Below are 24,582 nucleotides of genomic sequence, written 5' to 3'. Positions count from 1 at the left end.
TCGTCGTATTGGCATGGCACAAGTTGAAAAAACGGTTTTGGTGATGCACTCATGTGCCCAAATGTTTGCATTGGTCGATGATGTCACACACTACTCAAGCTTTCTGCCATGGTGTGGTGGTGTAGACGTGCATGAGCAAACAGAACACGTGACACAAGCCACGCTGCATATTAATTATCATGGGATCAAACAGCATTTCACCACACGCAACACAAAGCAATACCCGCATCGCATGGACATCCAACTCTCCGATGGACCATTCAGACATATGGAAGGCCACTGGCACTTTATTGCACTACGCGAAGATGCCTGTAAAATTGAATTTAAACTGAATTACGAATTTTCAAATGCAATATTAGAAAAAATCATTGCCCCAGTATTCAGCCATATCGCCAATACATTTGTAGATAGCTTTGTGCTGCGAGCAGATGAAGTGTACCGCTGAGTAACTAGGAAAATCCATTATATGAACGAATCAACCATGCACCTAATCACCGTAGAGGTCGCCTACGCATTGCCACATGAGCAACTGATTATCCCATTGAAAGTACATGCAGAATGCACAGCAGAAGAAGCAGTCAAACTGTCGGGCATATTACAAAAATTCCCCGACATTGATGCTAACGCGCTCCAACTAGGCATTTTCGGCAAACTCGCCAAAAACGACACAACATTGCGCCAAATGGATCGCGTGGAAATCTACCGCCCGCTGATTGCCGACCCGAAAGCAGTGAGAAAACAACGTGCTGCGGACGGAAAAGTGATGAAAAAAGGTGGTGGCGATTTAGCTACTGATGAAGTGTAATCCCCTACCGACCACCTCGACTACCGAGCTTAAGAGCAATACTCCTGCATATCGCGTTTGGCTTTAGCTGCACCATCCGATAATCCTTTATCATCTAAGTACTCACGCTCACCTTTTTCATTCATACGGTAAACGCGCCCACCCTGACTGTAACTCTGGTAATTGGCTTTGGCGGCACTACAATTCAGTTGCTTTTGCTTGGCCTGCGCTTCTTTCTCAGCTTTGTTTTTCTTTTCGATTTCGTCTATTTCACGCTTTTTCTTCGCCATTTCCTGCTCCGATGCAGCTCCATCACCACCCGCAGGTTGTGCAAGAGTAGGATTTGTTAAACCACCCTCAGGAGTTGCAGCTGCAGGCGCAGGAATCACTGCAGGGCTAGTCGCCTTCTTTTTGATGGTGGAAAGCGATTTAGCACCAGCAGGCGGCGGCGTATCGGTATACTTCACTGTACCGTCTTTATCTACCCACTTATAAATCTCTGCTTGCACCGGCAATGCTGTCACTAGTAACACACCCAAAGCGATCAATAATTTTGAACGACCATCTCTCATATTATGTCCTATCCAGTTGATTTTATTTATTATTTTTATAAAAAAGAATGCCAGACTAAACCACATTATCTTTCTATTATTATGATTGAGTTTACTGTAAAACGCAGCAAAGCCCAATCGGTTGAATGCAACATGGCGGAATTATCACGTTGAACTTTGAATAAGTGTTGCAAATCGGTATAATCTCGTTTTGGAGATTAAGGATTTCACATGCGTTTGTTGCAACAAGCCCTAACCTTTGATGACGTTTTATTAGTTCCTGCACATTCGATCGTCATGCCGCGTGAAGTAAATTTAAGCACGCAACTCACCCGTAAAATTAAACTCAACATTCCGTTGGTGTCTGCCGCCATGGATACCGTCACTGAAGCGCCATTAGCCATTGCACTGGCGCAAGAAGGCGGTTTAGGTATCATTCACAAAAACATGACGTCCATCAAACAAGCTGCGCATGTATCACGTGTGAAACGCTTTGAATCTGGCGTGGTGAATGACCCGATTACTATTTCCCCCCATATGTCTGTGCGCGATGTGATTGCACTGACACAATTGCATAAAATCTCTGGCCTACCGGTAGTAGACAATGACAAGATTGTCGGGATTGTCACTAACCGTGATTTGCGATTTGAAACCAATTTAGATCAAACCATCCAAAACATCATGACGCCGCGTAACCGCTTAGTGACGGTACGGGAAGGTGCCAGCAAAGAAGATGTCATTCACCTATTACACCAGCACCGCTTAGAGCGTGTGCTAGTGATTGATGACCATGACACGCTCAAAGGTTTAATTACCGTCAAAGACATTCAAAAATCGAGCGATCACCCATTTGCATGTAAAGACAGCAAAGGTCGTTTACGCGTAGGCGCTGCCGTGGGTGTAGGAGAAGGCACAGAGGAGCGCGTAGAAGCGTTAGCCGAAGCTGGCGTAGACGTGATTGTGGTAGATACCGCACATGGTCACTCTCAAGGTGTTTTGGATCGCGTCACTTGGGTAAAAAAACACTTTCCTAAAATTGAAGTCATCGGTGGCAACATTGCAACGGCTAGCGCTGCCAAAGCACTGGTAGATGCTGGTGCAGATGCTGTTAAAGTCGGCATTGGCCCAGGCTCCATTTGCACCACGCGTATCGTAGCTGGTGTAGGCGTTCCACAAATCTCAGCAATCAGCAATGTAGCAGAAGCGCTAGAAGGCACAGGCGTGCCATTTATTGCCGATGGTGGTATTCGTTTTTCTGGCGACATCTCTAAAGCCATTGCAGCAGGTGCTTATAGCGTCATGCTAGGCGGCATGTTTGCTGGGACAGAAGAAGCGCCTGGCGAAGTAGAGTTGTTCCAAGGTCGCTCTTACAAATCTTACCGAGGCATGGGTTCGATTGGTGCTATGCAAAAAGGCTCCAGTGACCGCTACTTCCAAGACAACAATGGCAATGCCGACAAATTAGTGCCCGAAGGTATTGAAGGCCGCGTACCCTATAAAGGCAGTGTATTGGCTGTGATTCACCAATTAATGGGTGGCTTACGTGCCTCGATGGGCTATGTAGGGGCTGCATCCATTCAAGAGATGCGCAGCAAAGCAGAGTTTGTGCAAATTACCAGTGCCGGGATGCGTGAATCGCATGTGCACGATGTACAAATTACCAAAGAAGCGCCCAACTATCGTATTGATTAACCCTTTTTAATAACTCTAAAAAGGCACAGCACTCAGAATTTTTCTGAGCTACTGTGCCTTTATGTCTTAAAGCAAACGACAACCATGCATAGCAAAATACTTATTCTCGATTTTGGCTCTCAAGTCACACAACTGATTGCCCGCCGCGTGCGCGAAGCCCATGTCTATTGTGAAATTCATCCTTGTGATGTATCAGATGAGTTTGTGCGCAACTTTGGCGCCGATGGCATCATTCTCTCCGGTAGCCATGCCAGCGTGTATGAAGAAGAAACTGATAAGGCGCCACAAGCCGTATTTGAGTTAGGTAAGCCTGTGCTAGGTATTTGCTACGGTATGCAAACCATGGCGCAGCAACTCGGCGGCAAAGTAGAAGCTGGTCACAAACGTGAGTTTGGTTATGCACAAGTGCGTGCTCGCGGACACTCTGCACTATTCCGCGATATTCAAGATGCGACCAATACAGAAGGACATGGCTTGATCGACGTATGGATGAGCCATGGCGATAAAGTCACCGAGCTACCTACTGGCTTTAAAGTGATTGCCAGCAATGACACCACACCGATTGCAGCCATGGCAGACGAGTCACGTAAATTCTATGCGGTGCAATTCCATCCAGAAGTCACGCACACCAAACAAGGCCAAGCCATGCTGGAGCGCTTTGTGTTGGATATTTGTAGCGCAAAACCCGATTGGATCATGGGCGACTACATTACTGAAGCTGTGGCTAAAATCAAAGCCCAGGTGGGCGATGAAGAAGTGATTCTTGGTCTGTCGGGTGGTGTGGATTCCAGCGTTGCCGCCGCATTGATTCACCGTGCCATTGGCAACCAACTCACTTGTGTATTTGTGGACCATGGCTTACTGCGCCTGAATGAAGGCGACATGGTCATGGAGATGTTTGCAGGCCGCTTACATGCCAAAGTGATTCGCGTGGATGCCACCGAACAGTTTATGGGCAAATTAGCTGGCGTGAGCGACCCAGAAGCTAAACGTAAAATTATTGGTGGTGAATTTGTTGAAGTGTTTCAATCAGAAGCCAAAAAATGTGCGAACGCAAAATGGCTGGCCCAAGGCACTATTTATCCAGATGTGATTGAATCCGGCGGCGCAAAATCTAAAAAAGCGGTGACGATTAAAAGCCACCACAATGTAGGCGGTTTACCTGAAAAATTGGGCCTAAAGCTATTAGAGCCTTTACGCGATTTATTCAAAGACGAAGTACGTCAACTTGGCGTAGCACTTGGTTTACCACATGACATGGTCTACCGCCATCCATTCCCAGGCCCTGGCCTAGGTGTGCGTATTTTGGGTGAAGTCAAACGTGATTACGCCCTACTCTTACAACGTGCCGATGCTATCTTTATTGAGGAATTACGCAATACCACATGCAAAAAAACCGGCAAAACTTGGTACGAACTGACCAGCCAAGCCTTTACCGTATTCTTACCCGTCAAATCGGTGGGCGTGATGGGTGATGGCCGTACTTATGATTATGTAGTGGCATTACGCGCAGTCGTCACCAGTGATTTTATGACGGCGCACTGGGCAGAGCTGCCCTACAGCTTATTGGGCAAAGTCTCCAATCGCATCATCAATGAAGTCCGTGGCATTAATCGAGTGGTCTATGACATCTCTGGCAAACCACCTGCAACGATTGAGTGGGAATAAGCATTCACATGCCAGTTGAGTTTATGCTATTTGGGTTAACACTGCTGGGTGTCGCCACGTTGCATAGGCATACGCTCGCTGTGTCTGCCAGCGGACTACTCAGCATCGTGCTCTACCAATGGTTATTTACCGGGTTTAAAACCGGAGCCGGTCTACAAGGCTTCATTAGCCACCTCAATCACGAGTGGGTATTACTGGCTAATTTATTATGTTTACTCACTGGCTTTGCCCTACTCGCACGCCATTTTGAGAAAAGCCAAATGCCAGAAGTATTGCCCAAATACTTACCTGATGATTGGAAAGGCGGCTTTATGCTGCTGGTCTTGGTATTCGTGCTATCCAGTTTTTTAGACAATATCGCGGCAGCTTTAATCGGCGGCGCCATGGCACACCAACTCTTTAAGGGCAAAGTCCATATTGGCTATTTAGCTGGTATCGTGGCTGCCTCCAATGCCGGCGGGGCGGGCTCAGTAGTGGGTGATACTACCACTACCATGATGTGGATTGCCGGGATTGCCCCCTCGCAAGTATTGCATGCTTACGTGGCAGCGATTGCCGCATTATGCGTGGTGGGATGGGTTGCAGCTAAGCAGCAACATGCTTACTCCCCCATCATCAAGGATGCAACCGCCACTGCACATATAGATTGGAAACGCCTAATGATTGTGGCGTGCATGCTGCTTGCTGCGCTAGGGACCAATTTCTTTATTAATTTGCAGATGCCAGAACAAGCCGACTTATTCCCTTGGATAGGCACTGCATTATGGGTGGCTATTTTACTCACGACGCAGATACGCCGTCACGATTGGGAGATATTGCCCGAGACATTTAAAGGGTCATTGTTTTTACTATGCTTAGTGATGTGCGCATCACTGATGCCGGTAGAAAAATTACCTGTTGCTACTTGGACTAGCACATTCGCCATGGGATTTGTATCCGCATTTTTTGACAATATTCCTTTGACCGCACTCGCGATTAAACAAGGCGGCTACGACTGGGGCATCCTTGCTTATGCCGTTGGCTTTGGTGGTTCCATGCTATGGTTTGGCTCCTCTGCAGGCGTTGCAATCAGCAATATGTACCCGGAGGCACGTAATACCCAAGCATGGCTACGTCAAGGCTGGCATGTCGTTGTAGCCTACATCATTGGATTTGCCGTCATCTTGACTATATTAGGCTGGCACCCAGAGGAGCCGCATCGCCAAGTGTCCTCTGCCATGACACAAATGCAGGCCGCAACATGAGTCGTGGCTTCGTCAAAGAGGATGATTTGGAACATGCGGGAACCGATTTACCTGAACGGCCAGTCAGCGCTCACCCTAACTACGTGACACCTGCAGGGTTGGCACAACTGGAGTCGCAAGCACAAGCATTAGCGCAAGAACGTCTGACACTGAGTAAACGCAAAGACGATCCAACAGCCAATCAGCGCTTTGGGGTGATTGAACGTGATTTACGCTATATTAGCGCACGGTTAGAAAATGCAATATTGGTCGACCCAGCACAACAAGATCAACATACCGTATTGTTTGGCGCACACGTCAAAGTGGAAGATGAAACGGGTGAAGTAAGTGGCTTTATTATCGTTGGCGAGGATGAAGCCAACATTGCCGAACATAAAGTCAGCTATATTTCTCCCATTGCCCGCGCATTGATTGGACGAAAAGTCGGTGATAGTGTGATATGGCAACGGCCAGCCGGCAATTTACAAATAGATATTATTGAAATTCATTATGGAAAGTAATTAAGCATGCAAGTATCCGAAGCTATTATTGCGCGGCGGTCCGTTAAATCGTTCGACCCACACCATCGAATGACCGATGAAGAAATCCACAAGCTGATGTCGCTTGCAATACTCTCCCCTACTGCCTTTAATATTCAAAACTGGCGTTTTGTAGTCGTCACAGAGCCTGTATTGCGCCAACAAATTCGCGCCGTGAGCTGGAACCAAGCCCAAGTGGAAGAAGCCTCGTTATTGGTGGTGCTCACAGCAGATTTAAATGCATGGGCAAAACAGCCTGAACGCTATTGGCGTAATGCACCACAGGCAGTGCAAGATTATTTAGTGCCGGCTATTGGCAATTATTACCGCGATAACGCACAAGTACAACGTGATGAAGGCATGCGCTCGTGCGGCATGGCAGCCACTACATTGATGCTTGCGGCCAAAGAGATGGGCTATGACACTTGCCCAATGGATGGGTTTGATTTTGATGCCGTAGGCAAATTATTAAAACTACCAGAAGACCATACCCCAGTCATGTTCGTCGTCATCGGCAAAGCATTAGAACCTGCGCGTGCGCGTGCCGGTCAGTTGCCTTTAGACGAAGTCGTCATTTACAACACATTTTAATTTAACGCTATTTTTGAGAGTCTATGTTAACCGCTAACAATATCACCATGCAGTTTGGCGCCAAGCCACTGTTTGAAAACGTTTCAGTCAAATTCGGCGATGGTAATCGCTATGGCTTAATTGGCGCCAATGGCTGTGGAAAGTCCACCTTTATGAAAATCCTAGCGGGCGTCTTAGAGCCGACTAGCGGCAATATTTCACTGGATACCAATGAGCGTATGGCTTTTTTGAGGCAGGACCAGTTTGCTTATGAAGACCAGCGCGTGCTGGATGTAGTCATGATGGGCCATGAACAAATGTGGAAGGCCAACGCAGAAAAAAATGCCATCTACGAAAACCTGGAGGCCACAGAAGAAGACTACATGCGCGCTGCCGAATTAGAAGGCATCTATGCGGAATATGATGGGTACACCGCAGAAGCGCGTGCCGGTGAGTTATTATTAGGCGTTGGCATTCCTATTGAGCAGCACAACGGCCCGATGAGCGCAGTTGCACCTGGCTGGAAACTGCGTGTATTACTAGTGCAAGCCCTATTTGCCAACCCAGACGTATTGTTGCTGGATGAACCGACCAACAACTTGGACATCAACACTATCCGCTGGTTAGAAGATGTGGTCAATAATCGTGACTGCACCATGGTCATCATTTCGCATGACCGCCACTTTTTAAACCAGGTATGTACGCATACCTGCGATATGGATTACGGCAAAATCACCTCTTACCCCGGCAACTATGATGATTACATGGAGGCCAGCATTGCCGCACGTAATCAGCAAGCCAAAGACAACGCCAAAGCCAAACAGCAGATTGCCGACTTGCAGGACTTTGTGCGCCGTTTCTCGGCTAACGCATCTAAAGCCAAACAAGCAACTAGCCGCGCCAAACAGATTGATAAAATCAAGGTGGAGGAATTTAAACCTTCTAGCCGCCAATATCCGTTTATTCGCTTTGAGTTTGACGATAGAGAAAAGCTGCATCGTAACGCAGTAGAACTCAAAAAGCTCAGCCATGGCTTTGACAAGACTTTATTCAACGATTTAGAACTGATGTTTGAAGCTGGTGAAAAAGTCGCCATTATTGGTGAAAACGGTATCGGCAAAACCACTTTCCTGCGCTGTCTGGCAGGTGATCTCGCGCCTAAACATGGGGAAGTCAAATGGGCAGAAAAAGCCAAGCTTGGCTACTTTGCTCAAGACCATGAATACGAATTTGAAAAAGGCGAAGACCTGTTCGAGTGGATGACTGCACAGCGTCAACAAGGTGATGATGACAACACCGTGCGTAGCATGCTCGGCCGTTTGCTGTTCCCGACCGAAGCGACCAGAAAGTCAGTTAAAGTGCTCTCAGGTGGTGAAAAAGGCCGCATGCTGTATGGCAAACTGATGCTGGCAAAAACCAATGTGTTACTCATGGACGAGCCAACCAACCACATGGACATGGAATCCATTGAGGCGCTGAACACTGCTTTGGATAAATACAAAGGCACCTTATTCTTTGTCAGCCATGACCGTGAGTTCGTCAGCTCGATTGCCACCCGTATTATCGAAATCAAAGCGGACGGTATTGTCGACTTTACCGGCAACTATGAGGATTACTTGGCCAGCCAGGGTATTGAGTAAATCTTTCTCTGATTCCTAGATAATAAAAAAGCCGCTTAAAGCGGCCTTTTTATTTTATGTATTACTCTTTAGATGCGCGTTTACGTTCGTGCTCTAACAAGAAACGTTTACGGATACGAATATTTTTTGGTGTGATTTCCACCAATTCGTCATCATCAATAAACTCAACCGCAGACTCCAAAGACAATGCAACAGGTGGAATCAAACGTACTGCTTCATCGGTACCAGATGCACGCACGTTAGTCAGTTGTTTACCTTTAATCGGGTTCACAATCAAATCGTTATCGCGACTATGAATACCAATCACCATGCCTTCGTACAATTTATCGCCTGGTACTGAGAACATCTTGCCGCGATCTTGTAATTTCCAAAGCGCATAAGCAACGGCTTCACCATGCTCGGCTGATATCAGCACCCCATTACGACGGCCTGGCATATCGGCTTTTACCGGTGCATATTCATCAAAAATATGCGCCATTAAACCAGTACCACGCGTCATGGTTAAAAACTCACCTTGGAAACCAATCAAACCACGTGCTGGAATTTTATATTCCAAACGGGTGCGGCCATTGCCATCTGATTCCATATTTTGCATTTCACCACGGCGACGACCCAACTCCTCCATCACCGCACCTTGGTTATCATCTTCCAAATCCACGGTGAGTACTTCGTATGGCTCACATTTCACACCGTCAATTTCACGGTACACCACGCGTGGCTTAGCTACCGCCAACTCAAAGCCTTCTCGTCGCATATTTTCAAGCAAGATAGTCAGGTGTAACTCACCACGGCCAGAGACACGGAAAACATCTGTATCTTGTGTATCTTCTACACGTAGCGCCACGTTCACTAATAACTCTTTGGTTAAACGGTCTTTAATTTGACGTGAGGTCACAAACTTGCCTTCAGTACCGGCCAATGGTGAAGTGTTCACCATAAAGTCCATGGTCAATGTTGGCTCATCTACGCCTAGGTGTGGCAAACCAACTGGCTTATCGCGATCGCAAATGGTAAAACCAATACCAATATCATCTAAGCCAGAAATAATGACAATGTCACCCGCTTCTGCTTCTTCCACTGGCACGCGCTCCAAGCCTTGAAAGCCCAACACTTGGTTGATACGGCCTTGCGCCACTTGTTCGTCTTCACGCATCACTGCCACCACTTGACCAGGTTTGACGCGGCCATTGCGCACGCGACCTACGCCTAAACGGCCTGTGTAAGTAGAGTAATCCAGTGCAGAGATTTGCAATTGCAATGGCGCATCGCTGTCGCCTACTGGTGGTGCAACATGACTTAAAATCGTTTCAAATAACGGACGCATGGTCTCAGATGGTGTTTTCATATCTAAGGTTGCAAAGCCGTTAAGGGCTGATGCATAGACCACCGGGAAGTCTAATTGCTCATCTGTTGCACCTAAGTTGGCAAACAAATCAAAGGTGTGGTTAATCACCCAATCAGGCCGTGCGCCAGGACGATCCACTTTATTAATCACCACAATTGGTTTTAAACCAAGTGCCAGTGCTTTTTTAGTCACAAAACGCGTTTGTGGCATCGGGCCTTCTACAGCATCTACCAACAACACCACGCCATCCACCATGCCTAATACGCGCTCTACTTCACCACCAAAGTCCGCGTGGCCTGGGGTATCCACAATATTAATGTGCGTACCTTCAAAGTTAACGGCTGTATTTTTAGCTAAAATAGTAATGCCGCGCTCTTTTTCAATATCGCCACTGTCCATGACACGTTCTGTCACCGCTTGGTGCGATGCAAACGTACCTGCTTGTTGTAAAAGTTTGTCCACCATGGTTGTTTTACCATGGTCAACGTGCGCAATAATTGCGATATTTCTGAGATTACGAGACATGAAAGCTGCCGATTGTTTGGAAGGGCGCGATTTTAACACATTTAGCATGAAACTTATTTGACAATGTGAATTTTAATTTGACATTTGGATGGATATGGTTATACTGCGCACAACTTAAAACTTATGCAGTAATTAAAAGTTTTAGATTCATTGCCCTGACCCAACGGCTACTCGCGAAATATGGAAGTAGCAATCTTTTAGATGAGACCTCTCTTATCTATCTTTTACTGGTTAGCGGCTATGCCCGTGCGCTAGTAAAAAGCATTTACATGAACTGATTTACCATTATTCATACTGCTTTCGCGTATTACGCTGATTTTCAGCTGAACTGTGTTTTGCTCGCGCCCTTTTTTATTGTTTTTAGAAAGGGACATACTTTGTCTTTTGAATCATTAAATCTACACCCAACTATTTTACGTGCCGTACTCGAAGCAGGTTACGACACGCCAACTGCTATTCAAGCGCAAGCGATTCCTGAAGCACTGAATGGCCGTGACATCATGGCCTCCGCACAAACAGGGACAGGCAAGACTGCTGCATTTACATTGCCAGCACTCAATTTATTAGCAACACCACACGAATCTAAAAGCCGTGGCCCACGTATTTTGGTGCTGACACCAACCCGTGAGTTGGCTGCACAAGTGAACGAAGCGGCGCGTAAATACGGTAAATATATTCGTGCCCGTACAGTCAGTATCGTTGGTGGCATGCCTTATCCGCTACAAAACAAATTACTTTCACAACCATTGGATATCTTAGTGGCCACACCAGGCCGCTTTATTGACCACATGGAACGTGGCCGTATTGATCTAAGCCGTTTACAAATGTTGGTATTAGATGAAGCGGACCGCATGTTGGACATGGGTTTCATGCCAGATGTAGAGCGTATCTGCGAAGCACTACCTAAAGAGCGTCAAACTTTATTATTCTCTGCCACACTAGATGGCATCATGCATATTGCTAAACAGTTCCAAAACAATCCGCTGACAATTCAAGTGGCTGGCCAAAAAGAAAAACATGCCAACATTGAGCAACGTTTGCACTTTGTGGATGACATGAACCACAAGAACAAATTGCTTGAGCATTTATTGATTGCTCCTGATGTCAATCAAGCCATTATTTTCACCAGCACAAAACGTCACGCTGATTTATTGGCAGAAGACTTATATGCAGCTGGCCATAAAACAGCAGCATTGCATGGCGATATGACACAAGGTGCACGTAACCGTACACTAACTAAACTGCGTCATGGTGATGTAAAAGTATTGGTAGCGACTGACGTAGCGGCGCGTGGTATTGACGTACAAGGCATTAGCCACGTGATTAACTACGACTTACCTAAGTTTGCAGAAGATTATGTACACCGTATTGGTCGTACTGGTCGCGCTAACAACACAGGTATTGCGATTTCATTTGCATCCAATATCGACCGCCATTTATTGCGTAAGATTGAACAATATACTGGCCAAAAATTAGAAGGTTCTGTCATTGCAGGTTTTGAACCCAAACGTGCGATGAAATCTGAAGCGCCTGCTGGCAAACGTGGTCGTAACAATGACCGTAGCAGTGCACACAAACCAGGTGCACGTGGTGGCTACCAATCACGCGATAACGCAACACGTGGCTCTAGCTTTGGTGACCGTGTCATGAACGAGCGTGGCGCAAAACCGCAAGCAACGCGTTCATTTAATGATGGTGCACCTCGTGCTGACGGTGGCGCTTCGCGTCAACGTGACAGTCAACCACGTCATACAGATGCAGCACCTCGCGATGGTCAACGTGAAGTCAACGGTAACAGCCGTAACTACACGAAAGATACAGACTTTCAATTTGCGCGCGCATTAAGCCAAGAGTTCGGTGGTCGCGGTCGTCAAGACAGAAATACGCGTACTGACGCACCACGTGAAGGTCGCCCAAGCCATAAAGCCAATAGCGGTGAGAACTTTGGCAATCCACGCCCACAGCGTAGTGCGCCTAGAACCAGCGCGCCTAGAACCAATGCCGGCGGCTTTAGTGGTGACAACAAACCTAAACGTAACCGTAGTTTTGCTTAATTAAGGCCAATCTCACCTTACATGAATACCAATACTGATGTAAATTTTGTTGATAATACAAGCTTAGATACTCCAAGCTTAGATACTCCAAGCTTCGATAATCTAGGCCTTGCAGCACCATTGCTGCAAGCCATTACTGAAACAGGTTATACCACGCCTACCCCGATTCAAGCCAAGGCAATTCCATTGGCTTTGCAGGGGTTGGATTTGATGGCTGGTGCACAAACGGGAACAGGAAAAACGGCAGCATTTGCATTACCTGTTTTACAAAAACTATTGCCGTTTGCCAGTACCAGCACATCACCTGCAAAACACCCTATCCGCGCGTTGGTACTCACTCCAACGCGTGAGTTGGCGATTCAGGTAGAAGAAAGCGTCAAGGTCTATGCCAAACATACACCTTTATCTAGCTTGGTGGTATACGGTGGCGTAGACATTAAATCGCAAACGCCTCAACTCAAAAAAGGTGTGGAAGTATTGGTGGCTACACCTGGCCGTTTATTGGACCATATCGAACAAAAAACGCTTTCACTTAGTCAGGTACAAATTTTAGTGCTAGACGAAGCGGATCGTATGCTCGATATGGGCTTTATGCCAGACTTAAAACGCATTTTGGCGTTACTGCCAAAACAACGTCAGAATTTAATGTTTTCTGCGACGTTCTCGAATGAAATCAAAAAGTTAGCAGATGAATTCTTAACCAACCCAACATTGATTGAAGTTGCCAGAAGTAATGCGACCAATGACAATGTGACTCAGCAAGCCTACACAGTGGCTGCACCACAAAAACAAGCGTTTTTGGTACAACTGCTAAAAGAAGCGCAAACCAACCAAGTGATTGTGTTTACCAAAACTAAACTCACAGCCAGCAGACTGGCGCGCGCGCTACAAAAAGAAGATATCTCGGCCGATGCCATTCATGGTGACAAATCGCAAAAAGAACGTATTGAAGCATTGGATGCATTCAAGGCTGGTAAAGTCAAAGCGCTAGTAGCTACCGATGTTGCTGCACGTGGTTTGGACATTAGTGATTTACCCATGGTCATTAACTATGAGATCCCTAGTGCACCAGAAGACTATGTGCATAGAATTGGCCGTACCGGGCGCGCAGGTGCCAGCGGGATTGCAATCTCATTGATTTGCGATGATGAAGAGAAGTATTTTGCTGATATTGAAAAGCTCATTAAGAAAAATATTACTCGTCAAATTGCACAAGTTCAGCCGCAAACGCGTGCTGCAGAACACGATAAGCGTGTACGCACAAGCCATAGCAGCACACCAAGCAGCGCCCCCAGAAAATCGAAAGCGTCATCTGCGGATGCTTGGTTTAATAAACCGTATGAACCCAATACTGCCGAGGCAAAAGCAGTGGCAAGAGCGAACCCTAGTCAAAGCCGCAAGGCTCCAGTGGCTGCATTATTAGGCGGACTCAAGCGTCCTTAATCTGTTTTTTTGAACCACTGTGTCACCTGATCCGGTGGCACTGGTGGCGAGTAAAAATAGCCTTGTATGACCCTACAACCACTAGCCAGTAGAATGTCCGCCTGATGCTGGTTTTCTACGCCTTCACCTACCAAATCCAAATCCAACGCTTCGGCTAATGCCACCATCGCCCTTACAATGGCGCGATCTTCATCCGAGCTCACTAAGTCGTTTACAAACGTACGCTCAATCTTCACTTCGTCTACCGCCCAGCGCTTGAGATATAACAACGAGGAATGTCCGGTACCAAAGTCATCCAGCGATATACCAAATCCGGCCTTTTTAATCGCCTGCATATTATTTTTAACAGTGGCGCTTTCTTCCAATATTGCATGCTCGGTAATTTCTATGCATAACATCTCTGGCTCAATGCCATATTGCTTAGGGATATTGTTGAGTAAATTCATTAAGTTATCTGATCTTAAATGCCTTGCTGACATATTGACGGACATGCGAGGCAATACATAGCCTGCCTCTCGCCAAACACGCATTTGCCTACAAACCTCTTCTAGCACCCAATCATCCAGCGTATTAATCAACGAGGATTGCTCAGCCACGCGAATCAGCTCAATGGTCGAAATTAAACCGTGATCCGGGTGCGTCCAGCGAATCAGTGCTTCCATACCAACCACTACGTTACGCGCAGCATCTAACTGCGGTTGATACACCATATGAAACTCATGTTTACGCAATGCAAGGCGTATTCCATGTTCCATGTCCATCCACTCTTTGGGGATGAAATTCATGTTGGGGGTATAGAACTCAAAGCTATTACGCCCATTTTGCTTTGCACGGTACATGGCCAAATCTGCATACGTCAGCAGCGTCTGCAAATCTGTGGCGTCATCTGGATACACGCTTACCCCAATGCTTACGGTGGTATACACACGCTGTTCCATAATCTCAAATGGCATGGAAAACGCTTTGACGATATCCCGCACAATGCGATGCGCATCTTGTGGCGTGGCTGATTCAATCACCATCACAAACTCATCTCCACCCATGCGGTACAACACATCAATCTCACGTGCACATTCAATAATGCGCTTGGTCGACATCATCAACAGTTGGTCACCCGCCTCATGTCCCAATGTGTCATTCACGAGTTTGAAATGATCGATATCAAAATATAAAAGCAATACTTGCTGGCGATGACGCTCTGCCTTTTTGAGCGCTTGTGCCAAGTTAATTTTGAATACACTCCGGTTAGGCAGTCCTGTCAGCTCATCGTGCGAAGCCAAAAACTCCACTTTGCGATTGAGCGCAATCATTTCACTGACATCTTTCCCCACTCCCCGATAACCAATAAATTTAAGTTGGTCATCAAAGATTGGTTTGCCTGATACGCGCAAATACATATGCTTTTCATGCGCATCGATAAAATGCACAATAAAGTCTGAAAATGGCAACCGTTGTTGCAATACGCTCAACATGTCATCAGCTAAGTGACTTTGGCAGGCTTTGGCAATATCTTGCAGATTACATACGCTCAAACCCATTGGTGCACCACTCAATGCTTGGATATTGAGCGCGCTATCTGCCTCCCAAAACCAATCGGCCGAGGCTTCGGCAAAGTCTCTAAAACGCGCTTCACTTTCAATCAGTTTTTGACGCTCTTGGTTCAGCTCGATAATTTTTTTATCTAATTTTGCCCGGACAATATCGGTATGTTGCTTATCAAACTTCACCGGGGCAACGCGATACAAGCCACGTCCCTTCGCCACTCGGGGTTGTTTGGCACCAGATTTGGTCACCTCAGCAATCACACCCAGAAACGCTTGCAAGTCCATTGGCTTAATTAAAAATGCAGAGGCGCCTAGTGACATGGCAAAGCGCTCATCCTGGCTAGACGTATAGGTGGCGGTGTAGAACACAAACGGAATACTTTGCATGGAGATATTTTGTTTGACCGCGCGGCATAAGCCATAGCCATCCATTTCTGGCATCAAAATATCTGAAACAATCAAATCAACGCTATGGGAATGTAAATAGGCAAGCGCTTTTAACCCATTATCAAAACTGGAAACCTCATGACCTTTAGATTGGAATAAATCCACCAGCAATTGCCTAGAATTATCGTCATCTTCCGCAATTAAAATGTTCATTAAGAAGTTTCCTTACCAATCACCGCTTGAATCTGTGCAATCACAGTCATCGGATCAATGGGTTTTTCAATATAGCTGGTACAGCCTGCTTCTAGTAAGCGCTCGCGATCGCCAGACATGGCATACGAGGTCATGGCAATAATTGGCACTGTTTTCCCTACCGGATGTGCACGAATGCGCTTGAGCACTTCTAGCCCATTGATATCCGGCAACTGAATATCCAATACAATAAAATCCGGCGGAATCGTCAACGCCTGCTGCACGCCTTCTTCGCCAGTCATGGCAAAGCGCACACGGTAACCGGCCTGCTGTAGAATAAACCGGATCAGCTCAAGGTTATTGTCATTATCTTCGATGATTAAGGCTGTTCTCATTATTATTGCCCTTCTAAAATGTTGACTAATTTACCGGCCTCCACTTCAGGCATCTGGTAAGGCAAACGCATCGTAAATGTACTTCCCTGCTCTACTTTACTGTTGACCGTGATGCTACCACCCAACAGCAAAGTCAAAATCTTATGGGTTAAATACAAGCCCAATCCCGTGCCCAAGGTTTTAATCTTGAGTCGTGAATCAATCCGTTCAAATGGCTTGAATAGTTTGGCTAAACCAGCCTCATCAATCCCAATGCCCGTGTCTTCTACGACAATTTCCAACTGCTCCGGCAAAGGCATGACTTTAACGCTGACTTGGCCTTTTTCTGTATATTTCAGCGCATTGGAAACCACATTCAAAACCACCTGATACAAGCGCTTGCGATCGGAATCAAGGGTGATGCCCTCCGGACACTCTATCTGTAAATTGAGCTTACGCTCTATTACCAGATGCTGTACCGCATGCGACACATCATGCATAACCTCTTTGATATCAAACGTCATTTGATGGGTTTCTAAAAAACCTGCCTCGATTTTAGAGATATCAATCACATCGGAAATCAAGGACAGTAAATGTTTAGATGAAGCGTAAGCGCGTCCCAGCTGATCTTTTTGTTTGACATTTAACTCGCCGGACATGCCCTGCAACACCACGCCCAAGAAACCAATAATCGAGTTAAGAGGCGTACGTAACTCGTGCGACATAGACGCGACAAACATAGACTTAATGCGGTCTGCCGACTCGGCTGCTTCGCGCGCTTTGATGAGCGAAGCTTCCAGCGCTTTTTGCTGGCTGATGTCTTGCCCGATTGAAATAATGACCGGATTACCCTCCGCATCCAACTCCATACTTCTGGAAATAGATAACTCAGTGGTGGAGCCATCTGCACGGCGAATCAGCATCTCTTGGCCTTGAATTTTATTGCCAAAAAACACATCACTAGAGAGCGCTTCGTGCTCACCTGTCATGCCTTCTGGCACAAATAAACTTTGGTAAGTTCTGCCAATGGCGTAGTCCCGGCTATAGCCAGTAATACGTTCGGCTTCAGGGTTCATTTCTATAATTTCGTTAGCCGCATTCATGTACAGAATCGTCACGGGTGCACGCTCGACCAAGAAACGGAACAACTTGGCATTACTTTCAATCGATGCCGTCCGAGTTTTTAGCATGTCCTCAAAGTTCTCTTGATGCTCCACCAAGTCTGTCTCTACTTTTTGACGCCTGTGTAACTCAACCGTCAGTCGAGCCAAGTCGGCCAGAGAGCCTGCATAATTTTGCTCGTCCAATGTCCACTCGCGCGCTGGGCCGACATGCTCATGGCAAATCACGCCAATCATTTCATCATCGTGCCAAATCGTTGCATCTAATAGCGCGCCTATTTGCTGTGATGGAAAATAATCCACCACAAAATCTTGCGTTGCACTGTGTTGATATACGTCATCGGCCACGACCACACGCGCTTGCTTCAGCGCATCAAAATAATGTGGGAAATCGTTTGCCACCAGCACTTGGCCTTGTGTATAGGCTTGTGTTTTTAGCTCATATAAAGCCTCACATACCAGTTGTTGCTTGTCTGCTGAATACATCCATACGCTCACGCGTGCCACGCTTAAGGTTTCCGCAGATTGCTTAATCAGCGCCTGATAAAACAATTGTGAAGAAGTCTGCTTATTTAAATGTGAGGCCAAATAGGCAAGGCTGGCTGTCTGCCTTTGTAAGCGTTTGTCAGCCTGTACTAGTTTTTCTTGTGCTTCATCTTTATTTTGATGATACAAATTCAGCCTATTGACCAAGCGCTCCATCTGACCGGCACGCTTTAAACTACCAAAAAAATAGGTTCCGCTAATATTGAATAGAAACACCCCCAGCGCGAAGAACTGTACGATCAACTGATTACGGTAAGACTGATAAGTAACGGTAATTAAGATAAATATTGCGACCAAGGCAATCATAAAACCGATACGAGACAACCTGATTTTTTGCAGCAATGCAGGATCTGTGATCATGAACCGTCGCTGATCGATACTGGTGGATAACTTATACTGTAAGTGTGCGCGAAACTCACGGTCTAAAATAAACAATGCGAAGGTCAAAACCCCCAGCGTGAGGAACATGCCGAGTGTAAGTTCCATTTTATAGACCTGCACCCACGCCAACAGTGCGTGCGCTTGACTGGGGAGGCTAGTTGGGTGATGGGCGAGTCGGTTGGCAGTCAATGCCATTTCTTCAAACAAAGGAAATGCGCTCACAACCGCAATTGCGAGTACGCTAAGTGAGGCAACACATGCCACGCGCAATAACTGCTTAAATACCAAGGTTGCAACCTTTTATTTATGTTGTGAGGGTATTCAATTAATGATGTTAATGCAGTGCTACTTGTTACTTCAAATCGTTAATTTGTTAACGTTTGTAAACTATATTACTTGTTACGCATAAAATCCGCTACCCCATACAGCTGGGCGGCTAACTTTTTCATGATTTCCTCATCAAGTTGTAGCGTATGCATCGCACGTATCATGCAATACATCCATTGATCACGTTCAGATTCACCAATTGCAAACGGCATGTGCCTACGGCGCAACATCGGATGCCCATAGCGCTCGATATACAGTTGCGGCCCACCCATCCAACCAGTGAGAAACATAGATAGTTTCTCACGTGCATCGGTAAGGTCTGCTTGATGTAAAGCGCGTATACCCGCTGCCTTAGGGTCTGTATCCATCACATCATAAAAAGTATTGACTAGTTGACGGACAACTTGCTGCCCAGCTTCTTCACCACCTAATAACTCATAGAAAGTGGATTTACTACTGCCAGCCTCTTCGATTTTATCCAACATAAGACTTATACCGCATGTTTGGGTTTGACCAAGCTAGCCGCTAATTTGGCTTGTGTTCGCGCTTCATCGGCACTGTCGGCCGTTGCCAACGCAACGCCCATGCGACGGCGCACAAATGACTCAGGTTTTCCAAACAAACGAATATCGCTATTGGGAATCGCTAAAGCCTCGGCCACGCCAGTAAATGTGAGATTTTTACTTTCCACGCCGCCGTAAATCACTGCACTGGCACCAGGCTTAGTCATGGCCACATCGACTGGCAAACCTAAAATGGCTCTAGCATGCAATTCAAATTCACTTAAACGCTGACTGCACATCGTCACCATGCCAGTATCGTGCGGGCGTGGACTAACCTCTGAGAACCACACCTGATCGCCCTTAACAAATAACTCCACACCAAATAAGCCCAAACCACCCAACGCATCTGTGATGGTTTTTGCAATGTGTTGTGCAGCATTGCGTGCGCCAGCTGTCATGGCTTGTGGTTGCCAGCTTTCAACATAATCGCCCTTTTCTTGTACATGGCCAATCGGCTCACAGAAGTAAGTTTGAATGTCGCCTTGTGCATTTTTTGCACGCACTGTCAGCAAAGTAATTTCATAATCAAAACTAATTTGCCCCTCCACAATCACCACGCCTTGATTCACGCGCCCACCGCTGGCCGCGTAATCCCAAGCAGTTTTCACTTCTGACGCTTGCGTGATTCTGGATTGACCTTTACCGGAAGAGGACATGGTCGGTTTAATAAAGCATGGATAACCAATGCCCGCATCAATAGCGGCTTGCAACTCAGATTCGCTGCGCGCAAACGCATAGGGTGAGGTTGGCAACTGGAGTGTTTCTGCCGCAAGTTTGCGGATACCTTCGCGGTTCATGGTCAGCTGCACCGCTTTTACGGTAGGAATAACAGTGGTGCCATCGCGTTCGATATCGGCCAATGCATCCGTATTCAATGCTTCAATTTCCGGCACAATTAGATGCGGTTTTTCTGCATGTACCAATGCTTTAAGCGCTGCGGCATCTGTCATATCAATGGTATAGGCACGATGGGCCACTTGGTGACCGGGCGCATGTTCATAGCGATCTACGGCAATCACTTCCACCCCATAACGCTGCAAAGCAATGATGACTTCTTTGCCTAATTCCCCGCTGCCAAGCAGCATGACTTTTGTTGCAGATGGGGTGAGGGGCGAACCAATAACCATGAGAAAACTCCAGACGATAATGGGTGAAATGATAGCATGATGTGAGGGGTGCAAACATGCTAACTAGCATGGTGCAGGTGGTACAACCACGAAGAATAAAGCTGACTAGACGGAGATACCGTGTTTATCCATGCGGTAGCGCATGGTCATGCGTGTAATGCCCAACTGACGAGCCGCCTGCGAGACATTATTGCGTGCTTGCTCTAGGGCACTGAGCAGAATGGCTTTTTCTGCATCATCTAACGTCATTTGCGTTTCGGACGTATCTGAAGCCACCATGTGTTTTTGCTGATGGTTAGGCAATACCAGATCGCTGACCATGATTTGCTCTTCCGCACTCAGCAATACCGCACGACTAATTTGGTGTCTGAGCTCCCTCACATTACCAGGCCAACTGTAGGTTTGAATTGCCTGTAACGCATTGGCGCTGAAGACGCGCTTTTTTAAACCATAACGCTTTTCGGTCAGCGATTTAAAGTAATTTGAGAGCTGAATAATATCATCACCACGATCACGCAATGGTGGCATGAACATCGTAATCACATTTAAACGATAATATAAGTCTGAGCGGAAGCGCCCTTCATTGACCATGTCGTGCAAATCACGGTTGGTCGCTGCAATGATACGCGCAGGGACTGAACGCTCTTTGGTTGAACCTAAGCGACGCACCTGTCTGCGCTCCAACACATTCAGCAGTTTAGCTTGCAAGGTCAACGGCAACTCGCCAATCTCATCTAAAAACAATGTACCGTCTTCCGCCGATTCGATTAAACCGGGACGCGCACCGACCGCATTGGTGTATGCGCCCTTCTCGTGACCAAACAACTCACTTTCAATCAACTCAGAAGGTAAAGAGGCACAATCCACATGTACAAACGGTTTATCGCTATTTGCACACTCAGCATGTAAAAAACGGGCAACCACATCTTTGCCTGTACCAGTCTCACCAATTATCAACACGGTAGGCGGCACCACATCGGTAATCGCGCTTAATTGCGAGATACGACCGATTTGCTGACGCACACTTTGCATCGCCGTACTATCCCCAATCAACTGCACGCCATCCGTGGCATGTGTATTGCGTTGTCGTGAATAGTCTAGGCTGGTTTGTAACTCGGAAGCACGCTCATTTTTTTTGACGACCAGTAAGAGCTCTTCCAGATCGATTGGCTTTTTCAAGTAATCTACTGCGCCTAATTTCATGGCGTTGACAGCGTCACTGACATCACCAAAGGCAGTCATGACAATGGTCGCTGCGCCCTTGCTAACAAACTCGGCCAGTAAGTCCAAGCCATTACCATCTGGCAAACGCATGTCCAACAATACCAAATCCGGCTGAAACTGCTTGTGGATGAGTCGACCATCCGCAATTGTTTCAGCATGCTCGCACTCATAGCCATCTTTTTGCAAACGCTTGACTACTGCGCGTGCAAATAGCACTTCATCCTCAACAACCAATACCTTTTTAACAATTTGGTGTGGACGAAATTTTGATTCAATGGCCATGTGTTGTACGAGCACGCTGTTCCTTCATTAGTCTAAATCTACACTGCTGGCTGATTTATTACCGCCAAATGCATAACGTAAGCCAAACCAACCTGCACGTGGTGCACCCGGTGCATAGAATGCAGGGGTCACTTCGTTACCGGTAAACTGGCCGGTGCTTGCATCAAAGCGATGTTCGCCCAATAAGCCAGCGTTGTTATATTCGCGATCAAACACGTTATTTAATTTAGCAAAAAACTGCCAGCCATTGCCAAAGTTATAGCGTGTATCTAGGTTCACAACCGCATAACCGCTCACTTTTGCACCGTCGCCGTCGTGATCGTTGTTCTCGTTACCACGTGAGTATTGATCTGAGAATGCGATGATGTTTGTGCCTACACTCCATGCAGGAGTTACGTCATAAGCAGCACGTAATTTAACTTGATGCTGTGGAATGCCTGGAAGGCGGTCGCCTCGCTTCACTTGAATTTCGGTTTCACCGTTGCCATCGAAGTCTTGTGCAGATGAGTTCACTTCGTTTGCAATCAACAAACCAGATTGATACGTGGCTTTTACAAAGCTATAGCCAGCAGACCAGCTAAATTTTTCCAAACGACCACTGATACCTGTATCAAAGCCTTGACGACGTGTTTTGCCTACGTTATCAAAGTATCCCAAGCCAGTTGCGCTAGAAGAAATAAACTGAATATCATCATGATTCTCTGCGCGATAAGCACTGAAAGTCCATGAAATATTGTCTGTCAAATTACCACGCAAGCCACCTTCAAAAGTTTTAGCCACCACTTGCTTTAATGGTGGATCGCCTGCAAAGGCATTTGGCAAACGGCAGCCAATGTCCGGATTGGCACAACCTAACTCAATAGCAGTAGGTGCACGGCTACCTTCGTTGTAGCTGGCAAAAGCGGTTAAGTCTTTGCTTGGCGTGAAGTTCACACCAACTGCAGGGTTAATGCGGTTAAAACTATGGTTACCACTTAAAGAAGTTGGATCTGGCAGTGCAACCAGTCTGTCGTCATTTTCCACTTTGGTATGGTTATAACGTAATGAGCCAGTCAGATGCCACAATGGGCTGAGTGAAAGTGTATCGGTAGCAAATACACTCCAAGTTTTGCTCACACCTTTCAAGTTTACTTCTGCATCATCACTAAAAATACCTGATCCATCAATACCACGGGTGGTATTGACCAAGCCATATTCAGTGCTTTGTGTAAAGTTGGTTCTGCCATAGTCATAGCCCAAGCCAGTCACAAACTGATTTTTTAGGCCAGCTAAATCTTGCCCAAATGTAAGCTGCGCATTAAAGCCGTAGCCGGTACGACGTGAATTGGTACGGTTGATGGCACCACTACAGTTTTCATCTGCATCGTTATCGGCAAGACAGTTGGCGTTTGCTGTCGCCAATTCACCTGCATCAATATCACCGCTTGCATCCAAGTCGACATCATCATCGTCAAAGTCATCATTACCATCGCCGTTCAAGGTTTTGGTTTTGGCTTTACGGTAATAAGTATTGCCGCTCAACTGCACGTCATCACTGAAAAAATGACTCCAATTTAAATTCACAAAAGCCAGCTTGTTTTCGGTTTTATCAGGACGCGTCAAAATCGAATCACGGCCCAGTTGATCTAAAAAGTCAGCAGGCGCTAAACCGTTACCAATCAACTTGTTATCTGCACCGGTAAAGCTCAGGTTTACCGAGGTTTTCTCATTTTGCCAGCCCACTTTACCAAACACTTGGCCAACATCGGATGGGGAATAATCACGCCAGCCATCCTCTGAGAACACATTGCCGGAAATAAAGTAATCAATTGACCCATCTTCCGTTACGCCGCCAAACTCTGCGGAACCTGCTTTACGTCCCCATGAGCCCATATAGGCCTCAATTGCACCACCAGGATTGGTACGACCACTTTTGGTTTGCACAGACAGCGCGCCGCCCAACGTGTTTAAACCGAATAGTGGATTAGAGCCAGGAATCAGGTTAATCGAATGAATAGAGTTCATTGGAATCAAATCCCAGTTCACTACATCACCAAACGGTTCATTCACACGCACGCCATCCACAAAAACAGACAAGCCTTGTGGCGTGCCTAGTAAAGGAGAAGCAGAATAGCCACGGAAGCTCACATCTGGTTGATAAGGGTTGTTTTGCGTATCGTTAACACTGACCCCGTTCAAGTTCTGATTGATGTAATCAGAAATACTGATACTTTTTTGCTCAATCAGTTGTTTTTCTTTCACGGTCTGGATGGATGCCGGAATCTGCTCCAAAGGCAAGCCGATGCCTTTTAATGGCGTTGTGCTAATGACTTCAATTTTATCGATATTGACGCCATTTGCTTCATCGGCAAACGCAAATTGTGGGGATGCATAGGCAGTTAGAATGGCCAGCATCATGATGTTTGGTTGAAAAGTGACTTTCATATTTTTCCCTAGGATTGAATTATATGTGCCCATTAATTCGCAAGAATCATTCCTAG

At 46.5% G+C, this 24,582-nt stretch carries 19 protein-coding genes; 10 read left to right on the top strand and 9 right to left on the bottom strand.

All coding sequences use genetic code 11. The features are described 5' to 3' along the window. Positions 1-13: 13 nt before the first annotated feature. Together FG11_RS03085 and FG11_RS03080 are read left to right on the top strand one after the other, a co-directional pair. Positions 14-445 carry a type II toxin-antitoxin system RatA family toxin gene (locus FG11_RS03085; protein ID WP_025224009.1) on the top strand — a complete coding sequence of 144 codons (432 nt, stop codon included), beginning with the start codon at positions 14-16 and terminating at the stop codon, positions 443-445. Positions 446-466: 21 nt separating this feature from the next. After that, positions 467-805, top strand: a complete 339-nt coding sequence (locus tag FG11_RS03080) for an RnfH family protein (protein ID WP_025224008.1) — start codon at positions 467-469, stop codon at positions 803-805. Positions 806-834: 29 nt separating this feature from the next. On the opposite strand, the gene FG11_RS03075 is transcribed toward FG11_RS03080, so the two are convergent. Further along, positions 835-1,356, bottom strand: a complete 522-nt coding sequence (locus FG11_RS03075; protein ID WP_025224007.1) for a DUF4124 domain-containing protein — start codon at positions 1,354-1,356, stop codon at positions 835-837. 210 nt (positions 1,357-1,566) lie between these two features. Between FG11_RS03075 and guaB the strand changes: the two genes are divergently transcribed. The 6 genes from guaB to FG11_RS03045 all read left to right on the top strand — a co-directional run bounded on the left by guaB (position 1,567) and on the right by FG11_RS03045 (position 8,667). Next, entirely contained in the window at positions 1,567-3,027 is a 1,461-nt protein-coding gene (gene guaB, locus FG11_RS03070; RefSeq protein ID WP_020181604.1) for an IMP dehydrogenase, read from the top strand. An 84-nt stretch (positions 3,028-3,111) separates the two neighbouring features. Further along, on the top strand, positions 3,112-4,695 hold the full coding sequence (gene guaA / locus FG11_RS03065) for a glutamine-hydrolyzing GMP synthase (RefSeq protein WP_047533049.1): 1,584 nt from the start codon (positions 3,112-3,114) through the stop codon (positions 4,693-4,695). 8 nt (positions 4,696-4,703) lie between these two features. Further along, entirely contained in the window at positions 4,704-5,939 is a 1,236-nt protein-coding gene (locus FG11_RS03060; protein ID WP_047533046.1) for an SLC13 family permease, read from the top strand. Then, the gene (locus FG11_RS03055; protein WP_025224004.1) at positions 5,936-6,439 is read left to right on the top strand and encodes a GreA/GreB family elongation factor; all 504 of its coding nucleotides are present in this window, start codon (positions 5,936-5,938) and stop codon (positions 6,437-6,439) included. Before FG11_RS03060 ends, FG11_RS03055 begins: the two co-directional genes overlap by 4 nt. A 6-nt stretch (positions 6,440-6,445) precedes the next feature. Further along, positions 6,446-7,048 carry a nitroreductase family protein gene (locus tag FG11_RS03050; protein WP_025224003.1) on the top strand — a complete coding sequence of 201 codons (603 nt, stop codon included), beginning with the start codon at positions 6,446-6,448 and terminating at the stop codon, positions 7,046-7,048. Positions 7,049-7,071: 23 nt separating this feature from the next. After that, positions 7,072-8,667, top strand: a complete 1,596-nt coding sequence (locus tag FG11_RS03045) for an ABC-F family ATPase (protein WP_020181599.1) — start codon at positions 7,072-7,074, stop codon at positions 8,665-8,667. Between the two features lie 61 nt (positions 8,668-8,728). Here the strand turns inward: FG11_RS03045 and typA are convergent, their stop codons facing one another. Next, positions 8,729-10,537: a translational GTPase TypA gene (gene typA, locus FG11_RS03040; protein ID WP_025224002.1), complete on the bottom strand. Its 1,809-nt coding sequence runs from the start codon at positions 10,535-10,537 to the stop codon at positions 8,729-8,731. Between the two features lie 377 nt (positions 10,538-10,914). On the opposite strand from typA, the gene FG11_RS03035 reads away from it, so the two are divergent. Both FG11_RS03035 and FG11_RS03030 read left to right on the top strand, forming a co-directional pair. Beyond that, positions 10,915-12,591 (top strand): DEAD/DEAH box helicase, encoded by a 1,677-nt coding sequence (locus FG11_RS03035; protein WP_047533042.1) that lies wholly within the window; start codon positions 10,915-10,917, stop codon positions 12,589-12,591. 21 nt (positions 12,592-12,612) lie between these two features. After that, positions 12,613-14,034, top strand: coding sequence for a DEAD/DEAH box helicase (locus FG11_RS03030; RefSeq protein WP_200884557.1), 1,422 nt, complete (start codon positions 12,613-12,615; stop codon positions 14,032-14,034). On the opposite strand, the gene FG11_RS03025 is transcribed toward FG11_RS03030, so the two are convergent. The 7 genes from FG11_RS03025 to FG11_RS02995 form a co-directional block, all read right to left on the bottom strand. Beyond that, positions 14,031-16,178 (bottom strand): two-component system response regulator, encoded by a 2,148-nt coding sequence (locus FG11_RS03025; RefSeq protein WP_020181595.1) that lies wholly within the window; start codon positions 16,176-16,178, stop codon positions 14,031-14,033. The two genes, FG11_RS03030 and FG11_RS03025, sit on opposite strands and share 4 nt — an antisense overlap. Beyond that, on the bottom strand, positions 16,178-16,552 hold the full coding sequence (locus FG11_RS03020; RefSeq protein ID WP_020181594.1) for a response regulator: 375 nt from the start codon (positions 16,550-16,552) through the stop codon (positions 16,178-16,180). Before FG11_RS03020 ends, FG11_RS03025 begins: the two co-directional genes overlap by 1 nt. A gap of 2 nt (positions 16,553-16,554) precedes the next feature. Beyond that, on the bottom strand, positions 16,555-18,867 hold the full coding sequence (locus tag FG11_RS03015; protein ID WP_052184915.1) for a sensor histidine kinase: 2,313 nt from the start codon (positions 18,865-18,867) through the stop codon (positions 16,555-16,557). A 104-nt stretch (positions 18,868-18,971) separates the two neighbouring features. Continuing rightward, positions 18,972-19,391, bottom strand: coding sequence for a group II truncated hemoglobin (locus FG11_RS03010; protein ID WP_020181592.1), 420 nt, complete (start codon positions 19,389-19,391; stop codon positions 18,972-18,974). Positions 19,392-19,396: 5 nt separating this feature from the next. After that, complete coding sequence (gene purT, locus FG11_RS03005) at positions 19,397-20,596, bottom strand: formate-dependent phosphoribosylglycinamide formyltransferase (protein ID WP_047533038.1); 1,200 nt, start codon at positions 20,594-20,596, stop codon at positions 19,397-19,399. 105 nt (positions 20,597-20,701) lie between these two features. Continuing rightward, on the bottom strand, positions 20,702-22,102 hold the full coding sequence (locus tag FG11_RS03000; RefSeq protein WP_025223998.1) for a sigma-54-dependent transcriptional regulator: 1,401 nt from the start codon (positions 22,100-22,102) through the stop codon (positions 20,702-20,704). A 27-nt stretch (positions 22,103-22,129) separates the two neighbouring features. Then, a complete protein-coding gene (locus tag FG11_RS02995) occupies positions 22,130-24,526 on the bottom strand; it encodes a TonB-dependent receptor (protein WP_020181589.1) in 2,397 nt (798 codons plus the stop codon). Positions 24,527-24,582: the final 56 nt, after the last annotated feature.

It is taken from the genome of Methylotenera sp. N17 (assembly GCF_000799155.1).
Lineage (GTDB): Bacteria > Pseudomonadota > Gammaproteobacteria > Burkholderiales > Methylophilaceae > Methylophilus.
Note: the sequence above shows the minus strand (reverse complement) of the source record. Positions and strands in the feature narration are given on the sequence as shown.